At 64.7% G+C, this 22,252-nt stretch carries 19 protein-coding genes; 14 read left to right on the top strand and 5 right to left on the bottom strand.

Translation table 11 applies throughout. The features are described 5' to 3' along the window. Positions 1 to 67: 67 nt before the first annotated feature. Positions 68 to 3,403, bottom strand: coding sequence for a PAS domain-containing hybrid sensor histidine kinase/response regulator (locus ACQ4W0_RS00895; protein WP_436575069.1), 3,336 nt, complete (start codon positions 3,401 to 3,403; stop codon positions 68 to 70). Positions 3,404 to 3,733: 330 nt separating this feature from the next. Further along, entirely contained in the window at positions 3,734 to 4,453 is a 720-nt protein-coding gene (hutC, locus tag ACQ4W0_RS00890; protein ID WP_070224202.1) for a histidine utilization transcriptional repressor HutC, read from the bottom strand. A gap of 180 nt (positions 4,454 to 4,633) precedes the next feature. On the opposite strand from hutC, the gene ada reads away from it, so the two are divergent. The 12 genes from ada to ACQ4W0_RS00830 all read left to right on the top strand — a co-directional run bounded on the left by ada (position 4,634) and on the right by ACQ4W0_RS00830 (position 19,813). Beyond that, positions 4,634 to 5,689 (top strand): bifunctional DNA-binding transcriptional regulator/O6-methylguanine-DNA methyltransferase Ada, encoded by a 1,056-nt coding sequence (gene ada, locus ACQ4W0_RS00885; RefSeq protein WP_436575068.1) that lies wholly within the window; start codon positions 4,634 to 4,636, stop codon positions 5,687 to 5,689. Next, positions 5,686 to 6,375 carry a 2OG-Fe(II) oxygenase gene (locus ACQ4W0_RS00880; RefSeq protein ID WP_436575067.1) on the top strand — a complete coding sequence of 230 codons (690 nt, stop codon included), beginning with the start codon at positions 5,686 to 5,688 and terminating at the stop codon, positions 6,373 to 6,375. Before ada ends, ACQ4W0_RS00880 begins: the two co-directional genes overlap by 4 nt. A gap of 74 nt (positions 6,376 to 6,449) precedes the next feature. Next, entirely contained in the window at positions 6,450 to 8,126 is a 1,677-nt protein-coding gene (locus ACQ4W0_RS00875) for a mechanosensitive ion channel family protein (RefSeq protein ID WP_436575066.1), read from the top strand. Between the two features lie 431 nt (positions 8,127 to 8,557). Further along, complete coding sequence (locus tag ACQ4W0_RS00870; protein ID WP_436575065.1) at positions 8,558 to 9,163, top strand: GNAT family N-acetyltransferase; 606 nt, start codon at positions 8,558 to 8,560, stop codon at positions 9,161 to 9,163. 66 nt (positions 9,164 to 9,229) lie between these two features. Next, on the top strand, positions 9,230 to 10,903 hold the full coding sequence (locus ACQ4W0_RS00865; RefSeq protein ID WP_436575064.1) for an amidohydrolase: 1,674 nt from the start codon (positions 9,230 to 9,232) through the stop codon (positions 10,901 to 10,903). A 106-nt stretch (positions 10,904 to 11,009) separates the two neighbouring features. Further along, on the top strand, positions 11,010 to 12,713 hold the full coding sequence (gene hutU, locus ACQ4W0_RS00860) for a urocanate hydratase (protein ID WP_436575063.1): 1,704 nt from the start codon (positions 11,010 to 11,012) through the stop codon (positions 12,711 to 12,713). Positions 12,714 to 12,732: 19 nt separating this feature from the next. Then, positions 12,733 to 14,292, top strand: coding sequence for a histidine ammonia-lyase (gene hutH / locus ACQ4W0_RS00855; protein ID WP_436575062.1), 1,560 nt, complete (start codon positions 12,733 to 12,735; stop codon positions 14,290 to 14,292). A 20-nt stretch (positions 14,293 to 14,312) separates the two neighbouring features. Then, positions 14,313 to 15,101, top strand: coding sequence for an N-formylglutamate deformylase (gene hutG / locus ACQ4W0_RS00850; protein ID WP_436575061.1), 789 nt, complete (start codon positions 14,313 to 14,315; stop codon positions 15,099 to 15,101). Then, positions 15,098 to 16,474, top strand: a complete 1,377-nt coding sequence (locus ACQ4W0_RS00845; protein ID WP_436575060.1) for a formimidoylglutamate deiminase — start codon at positions 15,098 to 15,100, stop codon at positions 16,472 to 16,474. The genes hutG and ACQ4W0_RS00845 overlap by 4 nt, the downstream gene beginning before the upstream one ends. Next, positions 16,474 to 17,049: a HutD/Ves family protein gene (locus tag ACQ4W0_RS00840; protein WP_436575059.1), complete on the top strand. Its 576-nt coding sequence runs from the start codon at positions 16,474 to 16,476 to the stop codon at positions 17,047 to 17,049. Before ACQ4W0_RS00845 ends, ACQ4W0_RS00840 begins: the two co-directional genes overlap by 1 nt. A gap of 13 nt (positions 17,050 to 17,062) precedes the next feature. Next, positions 17,063 to 18,289, top strand: coding sequence for an imidazolonepropionase (gene hutI, locus ACQ4W0_RS00835; RefSeq protein ID WP_436575058.1), 1,227 nt, complete (start codon positions 17,063 to 17,065; stop codon positions 18,287 to 18,289). Positions 18,290 to 18,337: 48 nt separating this feature from the next. Further along, positions 18,338 to 19,813, top strand: a complete 1,476-nt coding sequence (locus ACQ4W0_RS00830) for a glycine betaine ABC transporter substrate-binding protein (protein WP_436575386.1) — start codon at positions 18,338 to 18,340, stop codon at positions 19,811 to 19,813. Between the two features lie 11 nt (positions 19,814 to 19,824). On the opposite strand, the gene ACQ4W0_RS00825 is transcribed toward ACQ4W0_RS00830, so the two are convergent. Beyond that, entirely contained in the window at positions 19,825 to 20,004 is a 180-nt protein-coding gene (locus ACQ4W0_RS00825) for a hypothetical protein (protein WP_034746290.1), read from the bottom strand. Here ACQ4W0_RS00825 and ACQ4W0_RS00820 point away from each other — a divergent pair. Together ACQ4W0_RS00820 and ACQ4W0_RS00815 are read left to right on the top strand one after the other, a co-directional pair. After that, positions 20,003 to 20,197 carry a hypothetical protein gene (locus ACQ4W0_RS00820; protein ID WP_436575057.1) on the top strand — a complete coding sequence of 65 codons (195 nt, stop codon included), beginning with the start codon at positions 20,003 to 20,005 and terminating at the stop codon, positions 20,195 to 20,197. The genes ACQ4W0_RS00825 and ACQ4W0_RS00820 overlap by 2 nt on opposite strands. A 38-nt stretch (positions 20,198 to 20,235) precedes the next feature. Further along, positions 20,236 to 20,373 (top strand): hypothetical protein, encoded by a 138-nt coding sequence (locus ACQ4W0_RS00815; RefSeq protein WP_436575056.1) that lies wholly within the window; start codon positions 20,236 to 20,238, stop codon positions 20,371 to 20,373. 214 nt (positions 20,374 to 20,587) lie between these two features. On the opposite strand, the gene ACQ4W0_RS00810 is transcribed toward ACQ4W0_RS00815, so the two are convergent. Next, complete coding sequence (locus ACQ4W0_RS00810; protein ID WP_436575055.1) at positions 20,588 to 21,097, bottom strand: GNAT family N-acetyltransferase; 510 nt, start codon at positions 21,095 to 21,097, stop codon at positions 20,588 to 20,590. Further along, entirely contained in the window at positions 21,094 to 22,038 is a 945-nt protein-coding gene (locus ACQ4W0_RS00805; RefSeq protein ID WP_436575054.1) for a DMT family transporter, read from the bottom strand. Before ACQ4W0_RS00805 ends, ACQ4W0_RS00810 begins: the two co-directional genes overlap by 4 nt. Positions 22,039 to 22,252: the final 214 nt, after the last annotated feature.

Genomic DNA, 22,252 nt, shown 5'->3' with positions numbered 1-22,252 from the left:
CTGTCTTTCTGTTGATATGCTGCACCGTTGTCGATGCCGATACCTTGCCGTAACGTACTGGCGGTAGCTAATCGTCATTGGCAAAGCTGGTGTTATTCATGATTTGTTCGGTAATCTGTTCCAGCAGGGGCCACAGGCGCGCCACGAGGTGCCGTGCCCGCTCCGCCTCGTCGGCCGGCTCGCCCGGCGCCAGGGTTTCCAGGTTGTGGCACAGCTCGGCCAGCCCCAAAGCCCCCACGGTGCGCGCCGACGACTTGATGCGGTGCCCCAGTTCGCGCACCTGGTGCACGTCGCCGCGCGCCAGGGCCGCGTCCATGTCGCCAAAGCCATCCTGCGTGGTCTGCAGGAACTTGAAGGCAAATTTGCGCACCTTTTCCGGGTTGTATCCCAGTAACTTGGCCAGGATGGACAGGTCGATCACCTGCGGGTCGCCCGCCAGGGTGGTCTTGAAGGCGGGGACGGCGCGGCCGCGCGCCGGTGGTGGCGGCGGTGTTTCGCGCGCCGGCAGCCAGCTGGCGATGGTCTGGTACATCATGGCAGGCTGGATGGGCTTGGAAATGAAATCGTCCATGCCCGCCTCCAGGCAGCGCACGCGGTCTTCGCTGGTGGCCGTGGCCGTCATGGCCAGCACGCGCAGATGCGCCAGTTGCGGGTCGGCGCGGATGTGGCGCGTCGCTTGCAAGCCGTCCATCAGCGGCATCTGCACGTCCATCAGCACGCAGTCGAACTGCGTCTGGCGCAGCAGGTCGAGCGCCTCTTCGCCATTGTTTGCCAGGCAGACGGAGGCGCCCGCTTCTTCCAGCAATTCCAGCGCCACCTGCTGGTTGAAGGTGTTGTCTTCCACCAGCAGGATGCGCGCATGCTTGAGCGTGCGCATCACCAGGGCCGCGTCGGCGCTAGCGCGCATGGCCGCTGCCGTCTGCGCCATGCTGTCGAGCATGGCCGGCGCCGCCTGGTCGGAAATGCCCAGGTTGGCCGTGAACCAGAAGGTGCTGCCGGCGCCGGGACGGCTGTCGACGCCCACGTCGCCGCCCATCAGCTGTGCCAGTTGCTTGCAGATGGCCAGGCCCAGGCCCGTGCCGCCATATTCGCGCGTGGTGGAGGTGTCGGCTTGCTGGAAGGACTGGAAGAGTTTACTCATTTCATCCTGCGACAGGCCGATGCCGTGGTCGCACACTTCGAAGCGCACCAGGCAGTGTTTGGTGTCCGCCACCACCCGGCGCACTTTCACGGTAATGCTGCCCTGTTCGCTGAACTTGATGGCGTTATTGGCGTAGTTGATCAGCACTTGTCCCAGGCGCAGCGGGTCGCCCACCAGCACGGCCGGCAATTGCGGATCGATCTCGAACAGCAGTTCCAGGTTCTTGCCGGCGGCGCGCGGCGCCACCACCGTCATCAGGGTTTGCACCACGTGGTCAAAACTGAAGTTGACGCGCTCGATTTCCAGCTTGCCCGCCTCGATTTTCGAGATGTCGAGGATATCGTCGATGATGCCCAGCAGGTGCTCGCCGGCAAAGCGGATTTTTTCCAGGTAATCGCGCTGGCGCGGTTCCAGGTCCGTCTTCAGGGCCAGATAGGCCATGCCGATCACGCCATTCATCGGCGTGCGGATTTCATGGCTCATGTTGGCCAGGAATTGGCCCTTCGCCAGGCTCGCCTCTTCGGCCACTTGCTTGGCCTGGTCCAGCTGCTCCGTGCGCTGCGCCACGCGCTCTTCCAGATGTTCATTGAGTTCGCGCAAGGCGCTCTCGCTGCGCTTGTGATACGTGATGTCCGTCAGGCTGGCCACCACCATGCCGACCTTGCCGTATTCATCGCGGATGGCCTCGGTATTCACGGACAGCCAGGACAGGCTGCCGTCGGGCTGCTGCACGCCCATCAGCACGTCGCGCATGGCTACACCCGTCGACAGGGTGATGTGCACGGGATGGCTGCGCTGGTCGAAGGCGGTACCGTCTTCGCGGATGGCTTGCCACAGGCTGCGGTTGGCCTGACTGGCCGGACTGGCCGCCAGCATGCGCTCGGCCGCCGCATTGCTTTCCAGGATATGCCCATGGCTGTCCTGCACCACCAGGCCGTTGGTGACGGCGCCGAAGACGGAGGCCATGCGCTGGCTCGAATTCGACAGCGCGATCGACGCCTGGCGCCGTTCCGTGATGTCGGTAATCATGGCCAGCGTGCCGCCCGGCTCGCCGTTGTCCGATTGAATACTGGTGCTCGACAGCAAGCCCCACAGGCTGGACAAGTCCTTGCGGAAAAAACGGAAATCGACCTGGTCCGGCTGGCTGGCGAAGCTGCCGTGGCTGGCCAGGCGGCGCTGCATCAGCAACTGGCTGTCGCGGTCCATGAAGTCGAGCATGGGACGGTTCAGCATTTCCTGCACCGTGTAGCCCAGCATGTGCGCCATTTTCGGGTTGACGAAGGTGGTTTTGCCATCCGCATCCGTCATCCAGATGCCTTCGGCGGCCGTCTGCACGATCAGGCGGTAGCGCTCCGAACTGGCGTGCAAGGCTTCTTCGGCGCGCTGGCGCTGCGTCATGTCGCGCAGCGAGACGATGGAAAATACTTGCCCGGCCATGCGCAGCGGCGACAGGCTGACCTTGGCGGGGAAGTGCGTACCGTCGCGGCGGCGCGCCATCATCACCCGGCCCGGCAGGCTGTGCCGCGCTTGCGGGTCGCCTACGGAGTGATTGGACGTGCTTTCCGGCACTAGTTGTTCCAGCGACATGCCCGTCAGCTCGGCCAGCGGATAGCCGAAGCAGCGCGCGCCGATCTGGTTCGCGTAATGCACCTTGCCCTCGACATCGGCCACCAGCATGGCTTCGGGCGCCGCTTCCAGCATCGAACGCATGCGCGATTGCTCGTCCTGCTTGCGTTCGCTGATATCGCAGACGATGCCGCTGGCCTGCGTGGCGGCGCCATCCGAGGCGCGCGACAGCACGGCGCCGCGTGCCAGCAGCCAGCGCCAGTGGCCGTCGCTGTGGCGCAAACGGAATTCGCAATTGAAGGTGCCGGGCGCCTGGCCGTCCAGATGCTGGCGAAATGCAAGACTCAGGCGTGCGCGGTCGTCCCGATGCACTTCGGCCAGCCAGTCGGCCAGTGCATGGTCGAGCCTGGCGCTCTTGTCGCCCAGCACGTCCTGGTATTGGGGCGCGAACTGCAGCCGGTCGGACTGGCGCCGCCAGGTCCAGCCAGCCAGGGCGGCGCCGCGCAAGGCTTGTCCCGCATCCTGTTCGGCCAGGGCATGCGCGGGCAGGAGCAGGCGGCGCAACTGTTGTCGCAGCCGCCAGGCTTGCCAGCAAGCCAGTCCCGCCAGGGCGGTGGCGCTGGCGGCAGCGTACGGCCACAGCAGTGTCGGCGCCATGCCGTGTGCCGCCGCCTGCACCGGCAGGGAGAGTGCCATGCCTGCCGCCAGCATCGTACGAGCGAGCCGGCGCAGCGCAGGGCGCCGTCGGCGCGGTGCGCTGAAACTCGTGTGGCTGCAATACGACAAATGCATCCCTTTCTGGGGCGTGATTGGACTGGGCTGGCAGTGCATGAGACGCGCTCAAATAAACGCCTGCGGCGCTTTCTGGCGGCAACTATAGCATCGAATATTTAGTCGGAGTATTTAAGTTCTGAAACGGCCAAAACGGGTTTTTTTTTGCCCCGGAATGGCTGTTTTTTTCGCGATTTGGTGAGAATTCGTGAGAAAGTTGGCGCGAAATCGTGCTACTCAATTGCGACGATAGCTTTAGGTAAAACTTCCGGCGAACTGATAGCGGTGTCCGGGATGCCACATGGTGGCGATCGAGGCGATCTTGCCGCCCGAGCGCGTCTGGCGGCGCAGCACCAGGCAAGCCTGTTTCGTGTCGATGGCCAGCATTTCGGCAATGTCGCGCGGCGCCGACAGCGCTTCGATGCTGTAGGTGGCGCCTTGCAGGGGCGCGGCGGCCATCAGGTATTCGTTTGGCGTGATGCTGGAAAAATCCTGCGTCATGTAGTCGGGCGCGCACTCGGGATTGACCCAGCGGTCTTCCACCTGGATCGGCACGCCGTTTTCAAAATGTACAATCAGCGAATGAAACAGCGGGTGTTCCGGCGGCAAGCCGAATTGCTTGGCCAGCAAATCGGACGCCTTGGTGCGTTCCAGTAATTGCAAGCTGCTGCGGTGGATATGCCCGCGCGCCCGCACTTCATCGGCGATACTCTTGATTTCCAACAAGGTCGCCTGGTATTTTTGCTGCGCCACATAGGTGCCGGAACCCTGGCGCCGCGTCAGCACTTGCTCGCTGGTCAGTTCGCGCACGGCGCGGTTGACCGTCATGCGCGAGACGCCGAATTGTTTCACCAAGGCTTGCTCGGAGGGAATCACATCGCCTTCCTTCCAGCGTCCGGCAGCGATGCCAGCCAGCAGAAAATCCTTGATGCGCTGGAAAATGGGCGTATTTTCCTGGGTAGTATGATCGTCCAATGCGGTTTCTCCGGGGCACGGGCAGGGCGCGCCGCCGGCTGGAGGCGCGATGGCCGATTTTAGCACCGAGCACGATGCCTGCCGCCAGCCTTTTTTGAATTCAAAAGCAAGCGCCGGAGTGCGGCGCGCATTGGCGCTGGCTATGCTGGTGACTTACTATTGATCTGCACGGAGCTTGCCATGGAACACGCTTACCTGACCGACGATGAACGCTGGGATGCCCTGCAGCGGCGCGCCCCCGACGCCGACGGCGTCTTTTATTATTCGGTGCGAACGACGGGCGTGTATTGCCGCCCTTCCTGCGCCGCGCGTCCCGCCTTGCGCCGCAACGTGGCCTTCCACGCCAGTTGCGAGCAGGCGGAGGCGGCCGGTTTTCGCCCCTGCCTGCGCTGCAAGCCCAACTTGCCACCGCTGGCCCAGCGCCAGGCGGCCATCGTGGCCGATATCTGTCGCCTGATCGACGCCAGCGACGAGCTGCCTGAGCTGGACAGCCTGGCCAGGGCCGCAGGCATGAGCCGCTTTCACTTTCACCGCGTCTTCAAGGCGCACACGGGCATCACGCCTAAAGCCTATGCGGCGGCGCGGCGCGGCGAGCGCCTCAAGGCCGGCTTGCAGGGCGCGGCAAATGTCACCGAGACCCTGTACGCGGCTGGTTTCAATTCCAGCGGCCGCCTGTACGCCGCCACGCCGGGCCTGCTGGGCATGACGCCGGGCGCGTTTCGCGCTGGCGGCAGCGGCGCCGTGATCCGTTTCGCCATCGGCGCCTGTTCGCTGGGCGCCATCCTCGTGGCCAGCACGGACAAGGGCATTTGCGCCATTTTGATCGATGACGACCCGGAAGTGTTGCTGCGCGACTTGCAGGACCGTTTTCCGCAAGCCGAACTGTGCGGCGCGGAAGCCGAATACGAACAGACGGTGGCGCAGGTGGTGGGCCTGGTCGAGGCGCCCGCTATCGGCCTGGACTTGCCGCTCGACGTGCGCGGCACCGTGTTCCAGCAGCGCGTATGGCAAGCCTTGCGCGAGATTCCTGCCGGTAGCACGGTCAGCTATGCCGAGCTGGCGCGGCGCATCGGTGCGCCGAAAGGCGCGCGCGCCGTGGCGGGCGCCTGCGCGGCGAACGCGCTGGCCGTCGCCATCCCCTGCCACCGCGTGGTGCGCAACGATGGCGCCTTGTCCGGCTACCGCTGGGGCGTGGAGCGCAAGCAGGCGCTGCTCGAGCGCGAGGGCGAACGGTGAGGGCGCTGGACTGGCGCCAGATCGAGGATGAGCTGAATCAATACGGTTGCGCCGTCGTGCCGGGCTTGCTGGATGCGGATGCCTGCGCGGCGCTGGCGGCGCAGTATGACGATGCAGCGCGTTTTCGCAGCCGTGTGGTGATGCAGCGCCATGGTTTTGGACAGGGCGAGTACCAGTATTGGGCCTATCCCCTGCCCGATATCGTGGCCGCCTTGCGCGAACAGCTGTACGGCCCGCTGGCGGCCATCGCCAACCGCTGGCACGCCAGCATGGGTCTCGATAACCGGTTTCCTGTGGCGCACGGGGATTTCCTCGCGCGCTGCCATGCGGCCGGGCAGACCCGGCCCACGCCCTTGCTCTTGCGTTACCGCGAAGGCGATTACAACTGCCTGCACCAGGACCTGTATGGCGAGCACGTGTTTCCGCTGCAACTGGCCGTGCTGCTGTCGCGCCCGAACGAGGATTTTACGGGCGGCGAATTCGTGCTGACGGAGCAGCGCCCGCGCATGCAGTCACGCCTGGAGGTCGTGCCGCTGGCGCAGGGCGACGCCGTCCTCTTTCCCGTCGCGCAGCGCCCCGTGAATGGCACGCGCGGCAGTTACCGCGTCAACATGCGTCACGGCGTGTCGCGCCTGCGTTCGGGCTTGCGCCACACACTGGGCATCATTTTCCACGATGCGAGCTGAACATCAGGTGCGACGCTTGAGTTTCCAGGATTACATGGCATGATGACTCTTCTTGTCACTCTTTCATTTCTGCCATGTCCGCGTTGCTCCGCCTGTTGTGCCTGTTGACCATTTTCCTGTTGCCCGCAGCCCATGCGGACGATGGCGTGCCCGCGCTCGTTGCGGAGGCCGCGTCCGTCATGGCGCCGTCGCCAGCCGCCGCGGTCAGGACGGCGCCGCTGATGTTTGCCAACCGCAAGGTATTTGTGTTCCGCGCCGCGCTGGCCGGTTATCCGCCCGATGAACGGGCCATCGGCGCGCAGCGCCGCCTGGAAAGCGTGCTGGCGAAAAACGGACGCATGCAGACGAGCACGCGGATGATTGCCGAAGGCACGCAAGTGCTGCTCGACGGCGTGCAACTGTTCGTCGTCGTGCCTGGCGACGTCAACCAGCTGGCCGGCGATACGACGGAAAGCGTGGCCAAGGTGGCAGCCGAGGAATTGAGCAAGGCCCTCACCGACTATCGCGAACAGAGCAGCTGGCGCTACCTGTCGATCGCGGCCGCCGTGTGCGCAGCCGCCACCCTCGTGTTCTGGCTGGTGTGGATGGGCTTGACACGTCTGTACCACTGGGCCAAGCGCCGCAGCGGCATCCTGCTGGCCTCGCGCCTGCGCGACGTGCGCCTGAAAAACGTGCGCGTGCTCGACGCCGAGCATTACATCGCCTTCGCCTACCAATTGCTCAGCGCCGTGCTGTGGGGCTTGCGCCTGATGGCCACGTATCTGTGGGCCGCCTTCGTGCTGGGCCGCCTGCCTTACACGCGTTCCTGGGGCGAAAGCCTGAGCGGTTACCTGTTCGACGTGGTCGCCGACGTCTTCCACGCCATCATCGGCGCCTTGCCGGGGCTGGTTCTGGTGTGCGTGATCTTCGCCATCGCGCGCCTGATCGCCGCCACGGCCGCGTCGCTGTTCAAGCGCGTGGAAAGCGGAGAACTGCAAATCGGCTGGCTCGACAAGGACACGGCCCTGCCCACGCGCCGCATCGCCAGCGTGGTGATCTGGCTGTTCGCGCTGGCCATGGCCTATCCATATTTGCCCGGCTCGCACACGGCCGCCTTCCAGGGCCTGTCCGTGCTGGTGGGCCTGATGGTCTCGATCGGCGCGTCGAGCATCGTGGGCCAGGGCGCGAGCGGCCTGATCCTGATGTACACGCGCGCCCTGCGCAAGGGAGAATATGTGCGCGTGGGCGATAGCGAGGGCACGGTGGTCGACGTGGGCATGTTCGAGACGCGCTTGCGCACGGGCCTGGGGGAAGAGGTGGCCTTGCCGAACGCCTGGGTGATGTCGCAAACGACGAAAAACTATTCACGCGCCCAGCCCGGCGGCGGCTTCGTGCTCGATTCCACCGTCACCATCGGCTACGCCACCCCATGGCGCCAGGTGCACGCCATGCTGGAGCTGGCCGCGTCGCGCACGACGGAACTGTCCACCACGCCGAAACCGTACGTGATGCAGCTGGCCTTGCAGGATTACTACGTGCAATACCGCCTGGTCGCCTACGCCAGCGCCGAAGTCCCCCGCCAGCGCGCCGAAGTGCTGAACCGCTTGCACCAGAACATCATCGACGTCTTCAACGAATTCGACGTGCAAATCACTTCGCCGCACTACATTGATGATCCGAAAGAGTCGCACGTGGTGCCGCCAGAGGAATGGTTCAGGGCGCCGGCGCAGCGGGGGGAGGAATCGGGTCAAGTGGTGTCGCCCAAGCCTTGAATGCCCGGAGCGGTCGGTGCGTGATGGGTAGAATGGCACGCGTTATCTTGGTTTTTCCTCGGGAGCGCAGGTATTCTTGCCATTTGTCAGCTGAACCACGTGGTATCCACCGGACAAGAAGAGGCTGTAAACCCGCCCGGTTTGCAGTTCAGGGGCGGGTATGCCATTTGCGCCCTGTGGAATGTCGCCATAGTGAAGACAGATTTTTGATGAATCATGCTGTCGAAGCGCGCGCCCAGGCTTTTCTTCTGGTGGGCCACAAGCTTGAAGAAGACGTCGCAAGCGGTGGTGCTGATGACATGGTGCCTGGCCATGGGAGATCCGCGGCAAAACGCCAGCGTAGGCCAGCGTCCCCCTGCCAGTATTGACCAGGCTAAGATGTGCGCGCTTGCGCTAAGATGCCGGCGTTTCCACGAAAAGAAAAGAGAACCATGTCCAGCCCATTTCACACCGAAACCGCCCGCAGCCTGGCCACCGCCCTGACCGGCGACCCGTTTTACCGCACCGTCACGGTGGCGTGCGGCGAGGACGAGGCGGCCCGGCTGGAAATGCTGGATGCCTACTTCGCGCTGGCGCTGGCCGAAGGCCGGCAGGCGGGCCGCGTCGACCTGGCTGACGACGCTGGCAATGGCGCGGCCATCTGGACGACGGACGCGCCGGCAGCACTGCGCCAGGCCGCGTATGCGCAGCGCGAGGACGCCTTGCGCGCGCTGCTGGGAGAGCAGGGCTTCGCGCATTTCACGGCCATCGTGGAAAACATGGAGCACGCGCTGGCGCAACACGACTTGCAGGACGCCTGGTATCTGTCGATCGCCGGCATCCACCCTGACGCGCAAGGGCAGGGACTGGGCGCATCCGTGCTGGCGCCTGGCCTGGCGGCCGTCGATGCGGCTCGTGCCGCGTGCTTCCTGGAGACCTACAATGAACGCAGCCTGCCGTTTTATGCCCGCCTGGGCTTCGTGATGGCGGGGCGTTACGCGGAAGCTGTCACGGGCTGCGATTACTGGCTGATGGCGCGGTACCCCAACGCTGCCTGATTGACCATTTTGCCAATTTCTATACACTGGTCTTTTTGCTCATCATACAAAGACTTGGAGATGGAAATGCCGAACCTACCCTTGCGCCGTACCCTGCTCACGCTCGCCTGTCTGGGCGCCCTCGGTCATGCCCATGCCGATACGGTGGTCGACAACGCCAACGGCTACACGCTCGACGCGGCTGGCAAGGTGGTGCGCTTCACGGCGCTGGCCTTTGACGACGGGGGCAAGCTGCTTGCCGTCGGCAGCGCCGCGCAGGTGAAGCGCAAGGCGGCCAAGGGCGCCACCCATGTCGACGTGCAGGGCAAGACGGTGTTGCCAGGCCTGATCGACGCGCATGGCCACGTGTTTGGCCTGGGGACCATCGCCAGCGGCGTCATGTTGTATGGTTCGTCGTCGCTGTCGGCCGCCGTGCAGGCCGTGGGCGACTTCGCTAAAGCGCATCCGCAGCGCAGCTGGGTCGTCGGCAATGGCTGGAACCAGGAAATCTGGAAGCTGGGCCGCTTTCCCACGGCCGCAGAACTTGATGCGGCCGAAAGCGCGCGGCCCGTGTGGTTGCGCCGCGTCGATGGCCACGCTGGCTGGGCCAACAGCCGCGCGCTGGCGCTGGCCGGCATCACGCGCGCCACGCCTGATCCGGCCGGCGGCAAGATCGAACGCGACGCGGATGGCAACGCCACCGGCGTGCTGGTCGATAACGCCATGGACTTGATGGATGCCGTGCTGCCCAAGCCGGGCGACGTGGAAAACCGCGCCGCCCTCGATGGCGCGCTGGCGCAGCTGTCGCAAGTGGGCCTGACCAGCGTGCACGATGCGGGCATCGGCCAGATGCAGGACCGATTGTTCCGCGATTACGCGGACCACGGCAAGCTGACGGTGCGCGTGTACGGCATGATCTTTGACACAACGGAAGACTTCGACGCGCTGTCGAAGAATGGCCCGTTGAACAGCTATGCGCGCGACATGTACGCCTTGCGCGCCGTCAAACTGCTGTCCGATGGCGCCCTGGGCAGCCGCGGCGCGGCCTTGCTGGCGCCGTACAGCGACGATCCGTCTACCAGCGGCCTGCTGTTCCACCCGGACGCCGCCATGCGCGCGAAGATGGAAAAAGCCATGCGCGCCGGCTACCAGGTGAATGTGCACGCCATCGGCGACGCGGGTAACCATCAAATCCTCGATGGCTACCAGGCCTTGATCGCGCAGTACCGCAGCGTGGGCCTGCGCCACCGCATGGAACACGCGCAGGTGGTGCAGTTGTCCGACATCCCCCGTTTCAAAAGCCTGGGCATCGTGCCGTCGATGCAGCCCACGCACGCCACGTCCGACCAGAACATGGCGGAGCAGCGCGTGGGCCACGAGCGCATCAAGGGCGCCTATGCGTGGCGCACCTTCCTCAAGCAAGGTTCGCGCATCGCCTGCGGTTCAGACTTCCCCATCGAGTCGCCGAACCCGTTCGAGGGCATCCACGCGGCCGTCACGCGGCAAAACAGCGAAGGATTCCCGGCCGGTGGCTGGTATCCGCAGCAGGCAATGACGGTGACGGAAGCGCTGCGCTGCTTCACCCTCGACGCGGCCTGGGCGGCGCACCAGGAAAAAGTCATCGGCACGCTGGAAGCGGGCAAATGGGCGGATTTCATCGTCGTCGACCAGGACCTGTTCAAGGTGGCGCCGACCGTCATCGGCAAGACGCAAGTGCTGCAGACGTGGGTGGCGGGCCGGCGCGTGTTTGAGAAAAAATAAGGATTTGACGTCAGCAAAAACCTGTTGACTTGGTTGTATAGACAACCTATGCTGGGAGCACCAGAGCGGGTCACGCATGCCCGCTCGCACCCTACGAGGAGACAGCATGAACAGCACAATGGACACCGATCCACGCTTTGATGCCAGCCGTACCATCCGCGCCCCGCGCGGCACGGCCATGGCTTGCAAGAGTTGGCAGGCCGAGGCGGCCTACCGCATGTTACAAAATAACCTGGACCCGGAAGTGGCGGAAAATCCGCAGCACCTGGTCGTCTACGGCGGCATCGGCCGCGCCGCCCGCAACTGGGCCTGCTTCGACCAGATACTCGCCTCGCTGCGCGAACTGGAAGACGACCAGACCTTGTTGATCCAGTCCGGCAAGCCGGTGGGCGTGTTCCAGACCCACGCGGACGCGCCGCGCGTGCTGATCGCGAACTCCAACCTGGTGCCGAAATGGGCCAACTGGGAACACTTCAACGAACTCGATCGCCAGGGCCTGTTCATGTACGGCCAGATGACGGCCGGCAGCTGGATTTACATCGGCACGCAGGGCATCGTGCAGGGCACGTATGAAACCTTCGCCGAAGCGGGTCGCCAGCATTTTGGCGGCGACTGGGGCGGGCGCTGGATTTTGACGGCGGGCCTGGGCGGCATGGGCGGCGCGCAGCCGCTGGCAGCCACCATGGCGGGCGCCGTCTCGCTCAATATCGAATGCCAGCAAAGCAGCATCGACTTCCGTTTGCGCACGCGCTACCTGGACAAGCAGGCGGCCAGCCTGGACGAAGCTTTGGCACTGGTCAAATACCATACGGAGCGCAAGGAAGCCATTTCCATCGGCCTCCTGGGCAACGCGGCCGAAGTGCTGCCGGAACTGGTGCGCCGCGCGAAAGCGGGCGGCCTGGTGCCCGACCTGGTGACGGACCAGACGTCCGCGCATGACCTGGTCAACGGCTATCTGCCGCGCGGCTGGAGCGTGTCGGACTGGAAGGCAGCGCAGCAGGACCCGCAGCGCCACGCGCGCCTGACGCTGGCGGCTGCCGATTCCTGCGCCGCGCACGTGCAAGCCATGCTCGATTTCCACGCCATGGGTGTGCATACGGTCGATTACGGCAACAACATCCGCCAGGTGGCGTTCGACCAGGGCGTGCAGAACGCCTTCGACTTTCCCGGTTTCGTACCCGCCTACATCCGCCCGCAATTTTGCGAAGGGCGGGGCCCGTTCCGCTGGGTGGCCCTGTCGGGCGACCCGGAAGACATCTATAAAACGGATGCGAAGATCAAGGAGCTGTTCCCGCATCACAAGCAGGTGCACCACTGGCTGGACATGGCGCGCGAGCGCATCGCCTTCCAGGGCCTGCCGGCGCGTATCTGCTGGCTGGGACTGGGCGAGCGCCATATCGCCGGCCTGGCCTTCAACGAAATGGTGCGCACGGGCGAACTGAAAGCGCCCATCGTCATCGGCCGCGACCACCTGGACACGGGTTCCGTCGCCAGCCCGAATCGCGAGACAGAAAGCATGAAGGATGGCACGGACGCCGTCTCCGACTGGCCGCTGCTGAACGCCATGCTGAATACGGCCGGCGGCGCCACCTGGGTGTCGCTGCACCATGGCGGCGGCGTGGGAATGGGGTATTCTCAGCATGCGGGCATGGTCATCGTGGCCGACGGCACGGCAAGCGCGGCGAAACGCCTGGCCAGGGTGCTGGTCAACGACAGCGGTTCGGGCGTGATGCGCCATGCCGATGCCGGCTACGAAACTGCGGCCGCCTGCGCCAAGCGCAACGGCTTGATTCTTCCAATGCTTCCTTGAGACCTTGATGCGAATGACTATGACACAGCATGCCAAAAGTTGGACGTTAAAACCCGGCGCGATGACCCTGACCGACCTGCGCGCCGTCTGGGCCGCGCCCGTGAAACTGATCCTCGCCGCCGAGGCCTATCCCGTCATCGAGGCGTCGGCCGCCGCCGTGCAAGCCATCGTCGCCAAGGGCGATGCGGCCTACGGCATCAACACGGGCTTCGGCCTGCTCGCCAAGACGCGCATTCCCGATGAAAAGCTGGAACAGTTGCAGCGCAACCTGATCCTGTCGCATTCCGTCGGCACGGGCGAACTGCTGTCGGACGCCGTCGTGCGCCTGATCATGCTGATGAAGATCGGCAGCCTGGCGCGCGGCTATTCCGGCGTGCGCCCGTTGATCGTCGATACCCTGATCTCCCTGTACAACGCGGGCATCATGCCGGCCATTCCCGCCAAGGGTTCCGTGGGCGCTTCGGGCGACCTGGCGCCGCTGTCGCACATGACCCTGGCCATGCTGGGCGTAGGCGACGTGCGCGTCAACGGCGAATTGATGCCGGCCCCCGAGGCGCTGGCGCAGGCGGGCATCGCGCCCGTCGTGCTGGCGGCAAAAGAGGGCCTGGCGCTGATCAACGGCACACAAGTGTCGAACGCGCTGACGCTGCATGGCTTGTTCATGGCCGAGCGCCTGCTGGAAGCGGCCATGGTCACGGGCGCGCTGTCGCTCGACGCGGCCAAGGGTAGCGATTCACCGTTCGACGCGCGCGTGCATGCCGTGCGCGGGCAGCCGGGGCAAATCCTGGCCGCGCAGATGTACCGTCAACTGGTGGCGCACAGCGCCATCCGCGCCTCGCACCTGGAAGGCGACGAGCGCGTGCAGGATCCGTATAGCCTGCGCTGCCAGCCGCAAGTCATGGGCGCATGCCTGGACTTGATCGGCAATGTGGGGCGCACCCTGCTGATCGAAGCCAATGCCGTCACAGACAACCCGCTGATCTTCCAGGATGGTCCGAACGGGCAGGCGGAGATCGTCTCGGGCGGGAACTTCCACGCCGAACCTGTCGCCTTTGCGGCCGACACCCTGGCGCTGGCGATTGCCGAAATCGGCGCGCTGGCCGAGCGCCGCATCGCGCTGCTGATCGACGCCACGCTCTCCGGCTTGCCGCCCTTCCTCGTGCGCGACCCGGGCGTCAATTCCGGCTTCATGATCGCCCACGTGACGGCTGCCGCGCTGGCGTCGGAAAACAAGTCGCTTGCGCATCCGGCCAGCGTCGACAGCCTGCCGACGTCCGCCAACCAGGAAGACCACGTGAGCATGGCCACGTTTGCCGGGCGCCGCCTGGACGACATGGCGCACAACACTGCCGTCATCGTCGGCATCGAGCTGCTGGCCGCCGCGCAGGGCATCGATTTCCACCGTCCCCTGAAAACCTCGCCGCACCTCGAACATGTACACCACCAGCTGCGCCAGAAGGTGCCGTTCTTCGACGCCGACCGCTTCTTCGCACCGGATATCGAGGCGGCCAAGCAGATGGTCTTGCGCGGTGAGTTGAGCAGCACGTGCAAGAATTTGTTCGCCCCGCTGTACGCTTGAGCGGGCGCAAGGAGACAAGCATGGATTTTCGCTTCAACGAAGGCAGCATCCCGCTGCTGGTGTCGATGCCCCACGTGGGCACTGACATACCCGATGATATCGCCGCGCGCATGACGCCGCAGGCCTTGATCAAGGCCGATACGGACTGGCATTTGCGCGAGCTGTATGGCTTTTTGCAGGAGATGGATGCGTCCGTGCTGTCGGCGCGCTGGTCGCGCTACACCATCGACTTGAACCGCCCGCAGGAAGACACGAATCTGTATCCGGGCCAGGACACGACGGGCTTGCTGCCCAACGATACCTTCCACCGCGAGCCGCTGTACCTGCCAGGGCGCGAGCCCGATGCGGCCGACGTACAGCACCGATTGCGGCGCTACTGGGCGCCATACCACCGGCAGCTGCGCGCGGAACTGGACCGCTTGCTGCGCGTGCATGGTGCGGTGGTGCTGTGGGATGCGCACTCCATCGCCTCGCACGTGCCGCGCTTCTTCGATGGCAAGCTGCCCGACCTGAACTTCGGCACGGCCGATGGCGCCAGTTGCGATGCGGGCCTGACCTCCGCCGTGGTCGATATCGCGCGCGCGCAGGAGCAATTGACGGTCGCCCTGAATGGCCGCTTCAAGGGTGGCCACATCACGCGCCATTACGGCCATCCGGCAGGCCGCGTGCATGCGATCCAGCTGGAGATGTGCCAGTGCGTGTACATGGATGAAGCGATGCCGTTTGGCTACCGGCCCGACCTGGCCGCCCGGGTGCAGCCGCTGCTGCGCCAGATGATTGAAGCGGCCGTGGCGTGGGTGGCGCGTTGAACGGCTGTTTGTTTGCGCGCCACGCGCTGCTGCCGCAAGGCTGGCGCCGCGACGTGCTGCTGGAGTGGGATGCGGCCGGCGACTTGACGCACATCCATGAGGAGGCAGCGCCGCCGCCTGGCGTGGAAGTGGCGCAATATGTCTTGCCCGGCATGGTCAACCTGCATTCGCATGCCTTCCAGCGGGCGCTGGGCGGCATGACGGAACGGGCCGGCGAGGGAAGCGGCGATGCCCCGGACAGCTTCTGGACCTGGCGCGAACTGATGTACCGCTTCGCGCGCCATATCACGCCGGAGCAGATGCAAACCATCGCCGCGCAGCTGTTTGCCGAATGCCTGCGCCATGGTTACACGGCCGTGTGCGAATTTCACTACCTGCAGCGCGATGCGGCTGGCGCGCTGTATGCGCGCCCCGCCGAGACGGCTGAACGGGTGCTGGCCGCAGCGCGCATCAGCGGCATCGGCATGACGATGTTGCCCGTGCTGTACAGCCATGCTGGCTTCGGCGAACAACCGTTGAAAGCCGAGCAGGCGCGCTTCCGCACGGATGCGGATGATGTCTTGCGCATCATCGAGGCGCTGGCGCCGCAGCGCGGCGGGCAGGTTGAGGTGGGCTTCGCGCCCCACTCGCTGCGGGCCGCCGGCGTGGCACAGATCCGCGCAGTGGCGCAAGCGCTGCCTGCGGGCCGCCCCATTCACATCCACATCGCCGAGCAGCAGGGCGAAGTGCGCCAGAGTCTCGATTACAGCGGCCGGCGCCCGGTGCAGTATCTGTATGATCAGGTCGATGTCGATGCGCGCTGGTGCCTCGTGCACGCCACGCATGTGCAGCCCGACGAGGTGGCGCTGATGGCCGCCAGCGGCGCCGTGGCAGGCCTGTGCCCGACGACGGAAGCGAACCTGGGCGATGGCCTGTTCCCGCTGGCCGAATTCATCGCCGCCGACGGGCGCTTCGGCGTCGGCAGCGACAGCCATGTATCGCAGTCGCCCGTCGAGGAATTGCGCTGGCTCGAATACGGCCAGCGCTTGCAGCGCCAGCAGCGCAATGTCGCCGCCACACCCGATGAACGCCATGTGGGCGACTATCTGTGGCAGGCGGCCTTGCGAGGCGGCGCCCAGGCGTCCGGGCGCAAGCTGGGCGCGCTGGCGCAGGGCAGCCGCGCCGACTTGCTGGTGCTCGACGAGACGCATGTGAATTTGTGCGGCGTGGCCATAGCCGATGTGCTGGGCAGTTTTCTCTTCTGCGGCAACGACAATCTGGTGCGCGACGTGTTGTGTGGCGGCCAGTGGCAGGTGCGCGGCGGGCGCCACGTGGCGCAGGACGCCATCGCCACCGCCTACAAGCGCACCCTGGCGCAACTGAGGGCGCTCTGATGGCGACCTTCATCCCGCATGAATACCTGCGCGCCGCGCCGTGGAAAAACGGCGGCGGCAGCACGACGGAAATCGCCATTGCTCCTTTGGGCGCCGGCTTCGACGACTTCGACTGGCGTATCAGCCTGGCGACGATCACGGCAAGCGGCCCGTTTTCCAGCTTTCCCGGCATTGACCGCAGCCTGATGCTGGTCGATGGCGACAGCGTGCAGCTGACGCTCGACGGCACGCGCAAGGTGGTCTTGAGTGCGGCGCAACCGATGCTGTGGTTTCCCGGCGAGGCGGCCGTGTCCGCGCAAGTCAAGGGGCCGACGACGGATTTCAACGTGATGACGCGGCGCGACCGCTGCCGCCACCAGCTGGAAAGAATCACGGCGCCGGGCAAGCTGGCGCGGCGCAGCGCGGCGACCCTGCTGTTTGTCGCCGGCGAAGGTGCCGTGCTGGCGCGTGGCGATGACCAGCAGTTCGCGCTGGCCCGCTATGACGCTCTGCTGCTGGACGCCGACGATGCGCAGGAATGGCGGCTGGAAGCTCTGCAGCGCACGGCCGTGTTCCGCGTCGACCTGTTCATCTAGGAAGGAAAACACCATGCAAGACTGGGACCTGGTCATCCATAACGTCCACCTGGCCACCATGGAGCACGGCTATGGCGAACTGCTGAACGCGGCCATCGCCGTCAAGGATGGCCGTATTGCCTGGTTCGGCCCCGGTGACGAGCTGCCGGCCAGTGGCGCAGTCCTGCTCGACGGGCAGGGTTGCTGGCTGACGCCCGGCCTGATCGACTGCCATACGCATATCGTCCACGCGGGCAACCGCAGCGACGAATTCGAGGCGCGCCTGAATGGCGCCAGCTATGAAGAGATCAGCCGCGCCGGCGGCGGCATCATGTCCACCGTGCGCGCCACGCGCGCCGCCAGCGACGACGAGTTGCTGCGGCAAAGTCTGCCCCGCGTGCTGGCGCTGCTGGCCGAGGGCGTGACCACCCTGGAGATCAAGTCCGGCTACGGCCTGGCTGCGGACAGCGAGGCGAAGATGCTGCGCGTGGCGCGCAGGATAGGGCAACAGCTGCCGGTCACTGTGCGTACCACTTTCCTCGGCGCGCACGCGCTGCCGCCCGGGTATGCGGGCCAGGCCGACGCGTATATCGACCTGCTGTGCGCGCAGATGCTGCCCCAGCTGGCTGGCGATGGCCTGGTCGATGCCGTCGACGCGTTCTGCGAGCGCATCGGCTTTACGCCGGCGCAAACGCAGCGCGTGTTCGAGGCGGCGGGGGCACTGGGCTTGCCCGTGAAACTGCATGCGGAGCAGCTGTCCGACCTGGGTGGCGCGGCCCTGGTCGCCCGCTACGGCGGCCTGTCGGCCGACCATCTGGAATTCCTGTCGGACGAGGGCATCGCCGCCATGGCGGAACATGGCACGGTGGCAGTGTTGCTGCCGGGCGCGTATTACTTTTTGCGCGAAACGCAGCCGCCACCGGTGGCGGCATTGCGCGCGGCGGGCGTGCCGATGGCCGTGTCCACCGATTGCAACCCGGGCACCTCGCCCATGACGTCCTTGCTGCTGGCGATGAACATGGCTTGCACCCTGTGGCGTTTGACGCCGCAGGAGGCGCTGGCCGGCTGCACGCTCCATGCGGCGCGCGCGCTGGGCTTGCGGCATGAAACGGGCAGCCTGGTGGTGGGCAAGCGCGCCGATTTCGCCCTGTGGCGCATCGCGCGTCCGGCCGATTTGGCGTATGCGCTGGGCCTGAACCCGTGCGCGGGCGTGGTACACGGCGGTGTCTGGCGCGCGCCGGTGGTAAGCTTGACGGATTGATCATCCGTCCTGGAGCGCCGCGTGCGTGCTGCTTATTTGCTGTTTTACTTGCTGTTCTTGCTTGTCTTCGCCGCCGCACCCGCGCATGCCCTCGACGGCGGCACCTTGAAGGTGGGCTCGAAGCGTTTCACGGAATCCTACATCCTCGGCGAAATCGTCAAACAGAGCGCCGCGCCGCACGTCAAGACGGAGCACCGCCAGGGACTGGGCAATACGGCCATCGTGCTCGCCGCGCTGCAGGCGGGCAGCATCGACGTGTATGCCGAATACATGGGCACCATCGCCAGCGAAATCCTCAAGCACGACAAACCGATTGATCTGGAACAAATGCAGCGCGAGCTGGCGGCGCTGGGGCTGGGCGTGGGCGTGCCTTTGGGCTTTAACAATACCTATGCGCTGGCCGTGCGCGGCGATGAACAGGCCATCGCCAGCCTGGAGCAGCTGGCGCAGCATCCGGCCCTGAAATTCGGCCTGTCGCATGAATTCATCGGCCGGGTCGATGGCTGGCCGGGCCTGGCCGCGCGCTATGGCTTGCCGCAGCGCCCGCGCGGGCTCGATCACGGCATCGCCTATGAAGCGCTGGCGCAGCGCCAGGTGGACGTGATCGACATTTATTCGACGGACGCGAAGATCCGCCAGTACGGCTTGCGCGTGCTGGCCGACACGCAGCAGTATTTTCCCCGCTACGACGCCATGCTGCTGTACCGGCTCGACGTGCCACAGCGTTTTCCCGCCGCCTGGCAAGCGTTGCAAGGGCTGCAGGGGCGCATCAGCGAGGGCGACATGATCGCCATGAATGCGGCCGTGGAAATCGATGGCAAGAGCTTTGCGGGCGTGGCGCGGGAGTGGCTGGCGTCCGGCATGAAGGCAGATAAATCCGCGGGCGCAGCGCGCAGCGGCCTGCTGGCGAAAATTATCGGCGACGATCTCTGGGCCCTGACGCGCCAGCACGTGACCCTGGTGCTGCTGTCGGTGGCCCTGGCCTGCCTGATCGGCATTCCGCTGGGTGTGCTGGCGGCGTTTTCGGCGCCGCTGCGGCAAACGGTGCTGGCCTTCGTCGGCGTGCTGCAAACGGTGCCATCGCTGGCCCTGCTGGCGATCCTGATCCCCGTGCTGGGCATGATCGGCACGGTGCCTGCGCTGGTGGCCCTATTCGTGTATGCCTTGCTGCCCATCGTGCGCAATACCTGCACGGGCATCTTGCAGGTGCCGCAAGGCTTGCGCATGGCGGCGCTGGCGCTGGGCTTGAGCCGGCGCGACCGCCTGCTGCACGTGGACTTGCCGCTGGCCTTGCCCGTCATGCTGGCAGGCGTGAAAACGGCGGCCGTGATGAGTGTGGGCACGGCCACCATCGCCGCCTTCATCGGCGCGGGCGGCTATGGAGAACGCATCACCATCGGCCTGGCGTTGAACGACAACGACATGCTGCTGGCCGGTGCCATCCCCGCAGCCGTGCTGGCCCTGCTGACGCAAGGCTTGTTCGAGCTGGTGGAGCGCTGGGCCGTGGCCGGCCGGCAGCGCTGACGGCATCACGGCTACAGCGAGTGCAGTTTCGAGCGCACCGAGACGACGGCCTGGTGCAGGATGCGTTCAGCCTGGAAGTCGTTCTCGCGCTGTTCAGCGATGGCTTGCAAGTCGCGCGTGTAGCGCTCCAGGCGGGAGCGCAGGTAGGCGCGGTAGATTTTCATGACGAGCGGTTTGGCAGAGACATTCATGATGTGGCTCCCATTGTGTAACGATTCGGTCATTGATTCGTTCATTGTGTGTGAGCGCATTGCCGCCATTTTGCGTCGTATCAAACGCCAGCGCGCCGTCACTTTGACGCGTTTGATATTGCGCAATGCCCCACCAGCAGAAGATGCCACACTGAATCTTCCCTGCCTGGCCAACATCAGCCGCAGGCTTTGATCCCCCTGATACCTTCAAGCATACTCAAGGAGCGTCGCATGGTCATTTTTGCCGTGGTTGCTGGCTGCACCGCCTGCCTGACAGTGTACCAAATCTATAAGAATGCGCAGGGTGGTAGTGGGGTTGCGCAACAACACATCGGTTTGCACGGCACATTGATTGAACCACGGAAATAAACTGTGGTTAAGGATGCACAGTTAGCTGACAGATTTAAGGAAAATCTAAGGCCCGGTAAGCAAATGTAAAGGTCGGCGCGGTGACAAGTCGTAGCGTTTATATTGATAACCGTTGATTGCATTCTCCCCTCCCACTTGACAATGGGTTCACCCCGCGGTGCCGCTAGCCCGCGGGGATTTTTTTTGGAACTTACGCTTACAGTTCCCTCTCCAATCAGGCAGGTTTTGGAGTGCCCGCCGACAATTGCGTCAAGGCATCGCCAGCAACCCGGCAAATGCGCCAGTCCGGCATCACGTCCGCGCCCATGCCCTTGTAGAAATTGATCGCGTTTTCATTCCAGTCCAGCACCGACCATTCGAAGCGGCCGCAATCGCGTTCGACGGCCAGTTGCGCCAGCGCCACCAGCATCTGCTTGCCATAGCCCTTGCCGCGCACCGACTGCTTGACATACAGGTCTTCCAGGTACAGGCCCTTGCGGCACAGGAAGGTGGAAAAATTGTGGAAGAACAGGGCGAACGTCACCACTTCGCCATTTTCCGTGCCGACCAGCGCTTCGCATGCGGGATGGGGGCCGAACAGGCTGTCGTGCAGCATGGATTCCCTTGCGACCATCATGTGTTCGAGTTTTTCAAACACGGCCAGTGCATGGATCATGCCAAAGATGGCGGCCACGTCGGTTTCCTGGGCGGGACGGATGGCGAGAGTGGCGGTGGAAGTGTTCATGTTGCCTTTGCTGATGGAGTGGTGGAAAGGGAGGCGACGGCAGCGGTCTTGCGCGCGCCCGACGTCAGGGCCCAGGCCACGCTGGACAGGCAGAGCAGCATGCCCACCCATTCGATGGGGGCGGGCCGGTAATGCTCGAACTGCACCGACAGCAGCACGGAGATGACGGGCGTGACGACGCCGATATACACGGTCTTTTGCGTGCCGATGCGCGCGATTAAAGTGAAATACGCGCTGAAGGCGATCACAGAGCCGAAGATTGCCAGGTAAAACAATCCCATCCAGTAACTGGGGCGCGTGGGCAATTGCCAGGACTGTCCCGTGGCGATGGCCCAGACGGCTACCATGAGCGTACCCCACAGCATGGTCCAGGCCATGGTCAGCATCACGTTGCCCGAATGTTCGCGCACTTTCATGACCAGGGCATTGCCCACCGTGCTGGACACGGTGGCCACCAGGGCCAGCATGAAACCGAGCAGGAAGTGATCATTCCCACCCCCGAGGATGTCTTGCAGCGCCGTGCCGATGGACTGGTAAAACAGCAGCACGATGCCGCAGATGGCGACCAATGCCGCGCAGCAGGTGCTCCAGGTAATCGGCGTGCCGAAGGCGATGCGGTTGAGCAATGGCGTCCAGAACACCATCAGCGCAAACAGCACGCTGACGAGGGCGGAGACCAGGTATTGCTCCGAGCTGTAGGTGCAGACATAGCTGAGGGCAAACGAGGCCAGGCCTTGCAGCAGCATCCATTTTTGCGCGCGCCAGGGCAGGCGCAATGTGTCCCCGCGCAAGGCGCACCAGGCAAACAGGGTGGCGGAAGCCAGGCCGAAGCGGTAAACCACGGAAACGGCGGGGGCGACATCGCCCAGCTGCAAAGTGATGGCCCAGAAGGTGGAGCCCCAGATCAGGCAGGCAATGATGAACAGGAGAGGAGAGGACATTGCGCAAGTATACGGGCATAGCGCGTCCCGGTCGAGCTTGGCAAATGGATGAGCGAAATGCGCGGCAAGATACCCTCAGGTATTGAGCCAGCGCAGTGCTTCTGGAAAATGTTGAATTTATGAAAATATTTACTTTATTATCAAGTAAATATTTTCTGAATTGCATCCTTGAAGGAGGGGCGCCATGCCAGCTTCACTGCAGATCAAAGTATGG

Source organism: Janthinobacterium breve, assembly GCF_051380895.1.
Classification (GTDB): Bacteria; Pseudomonadota; Gammaproteobacteria; order Burkholderiales; family Burkholderiaceae_D; genus Janthinobacterium.
This window is presented reverse-complemented; position numbering and strand designations above follow the sequence as displayed.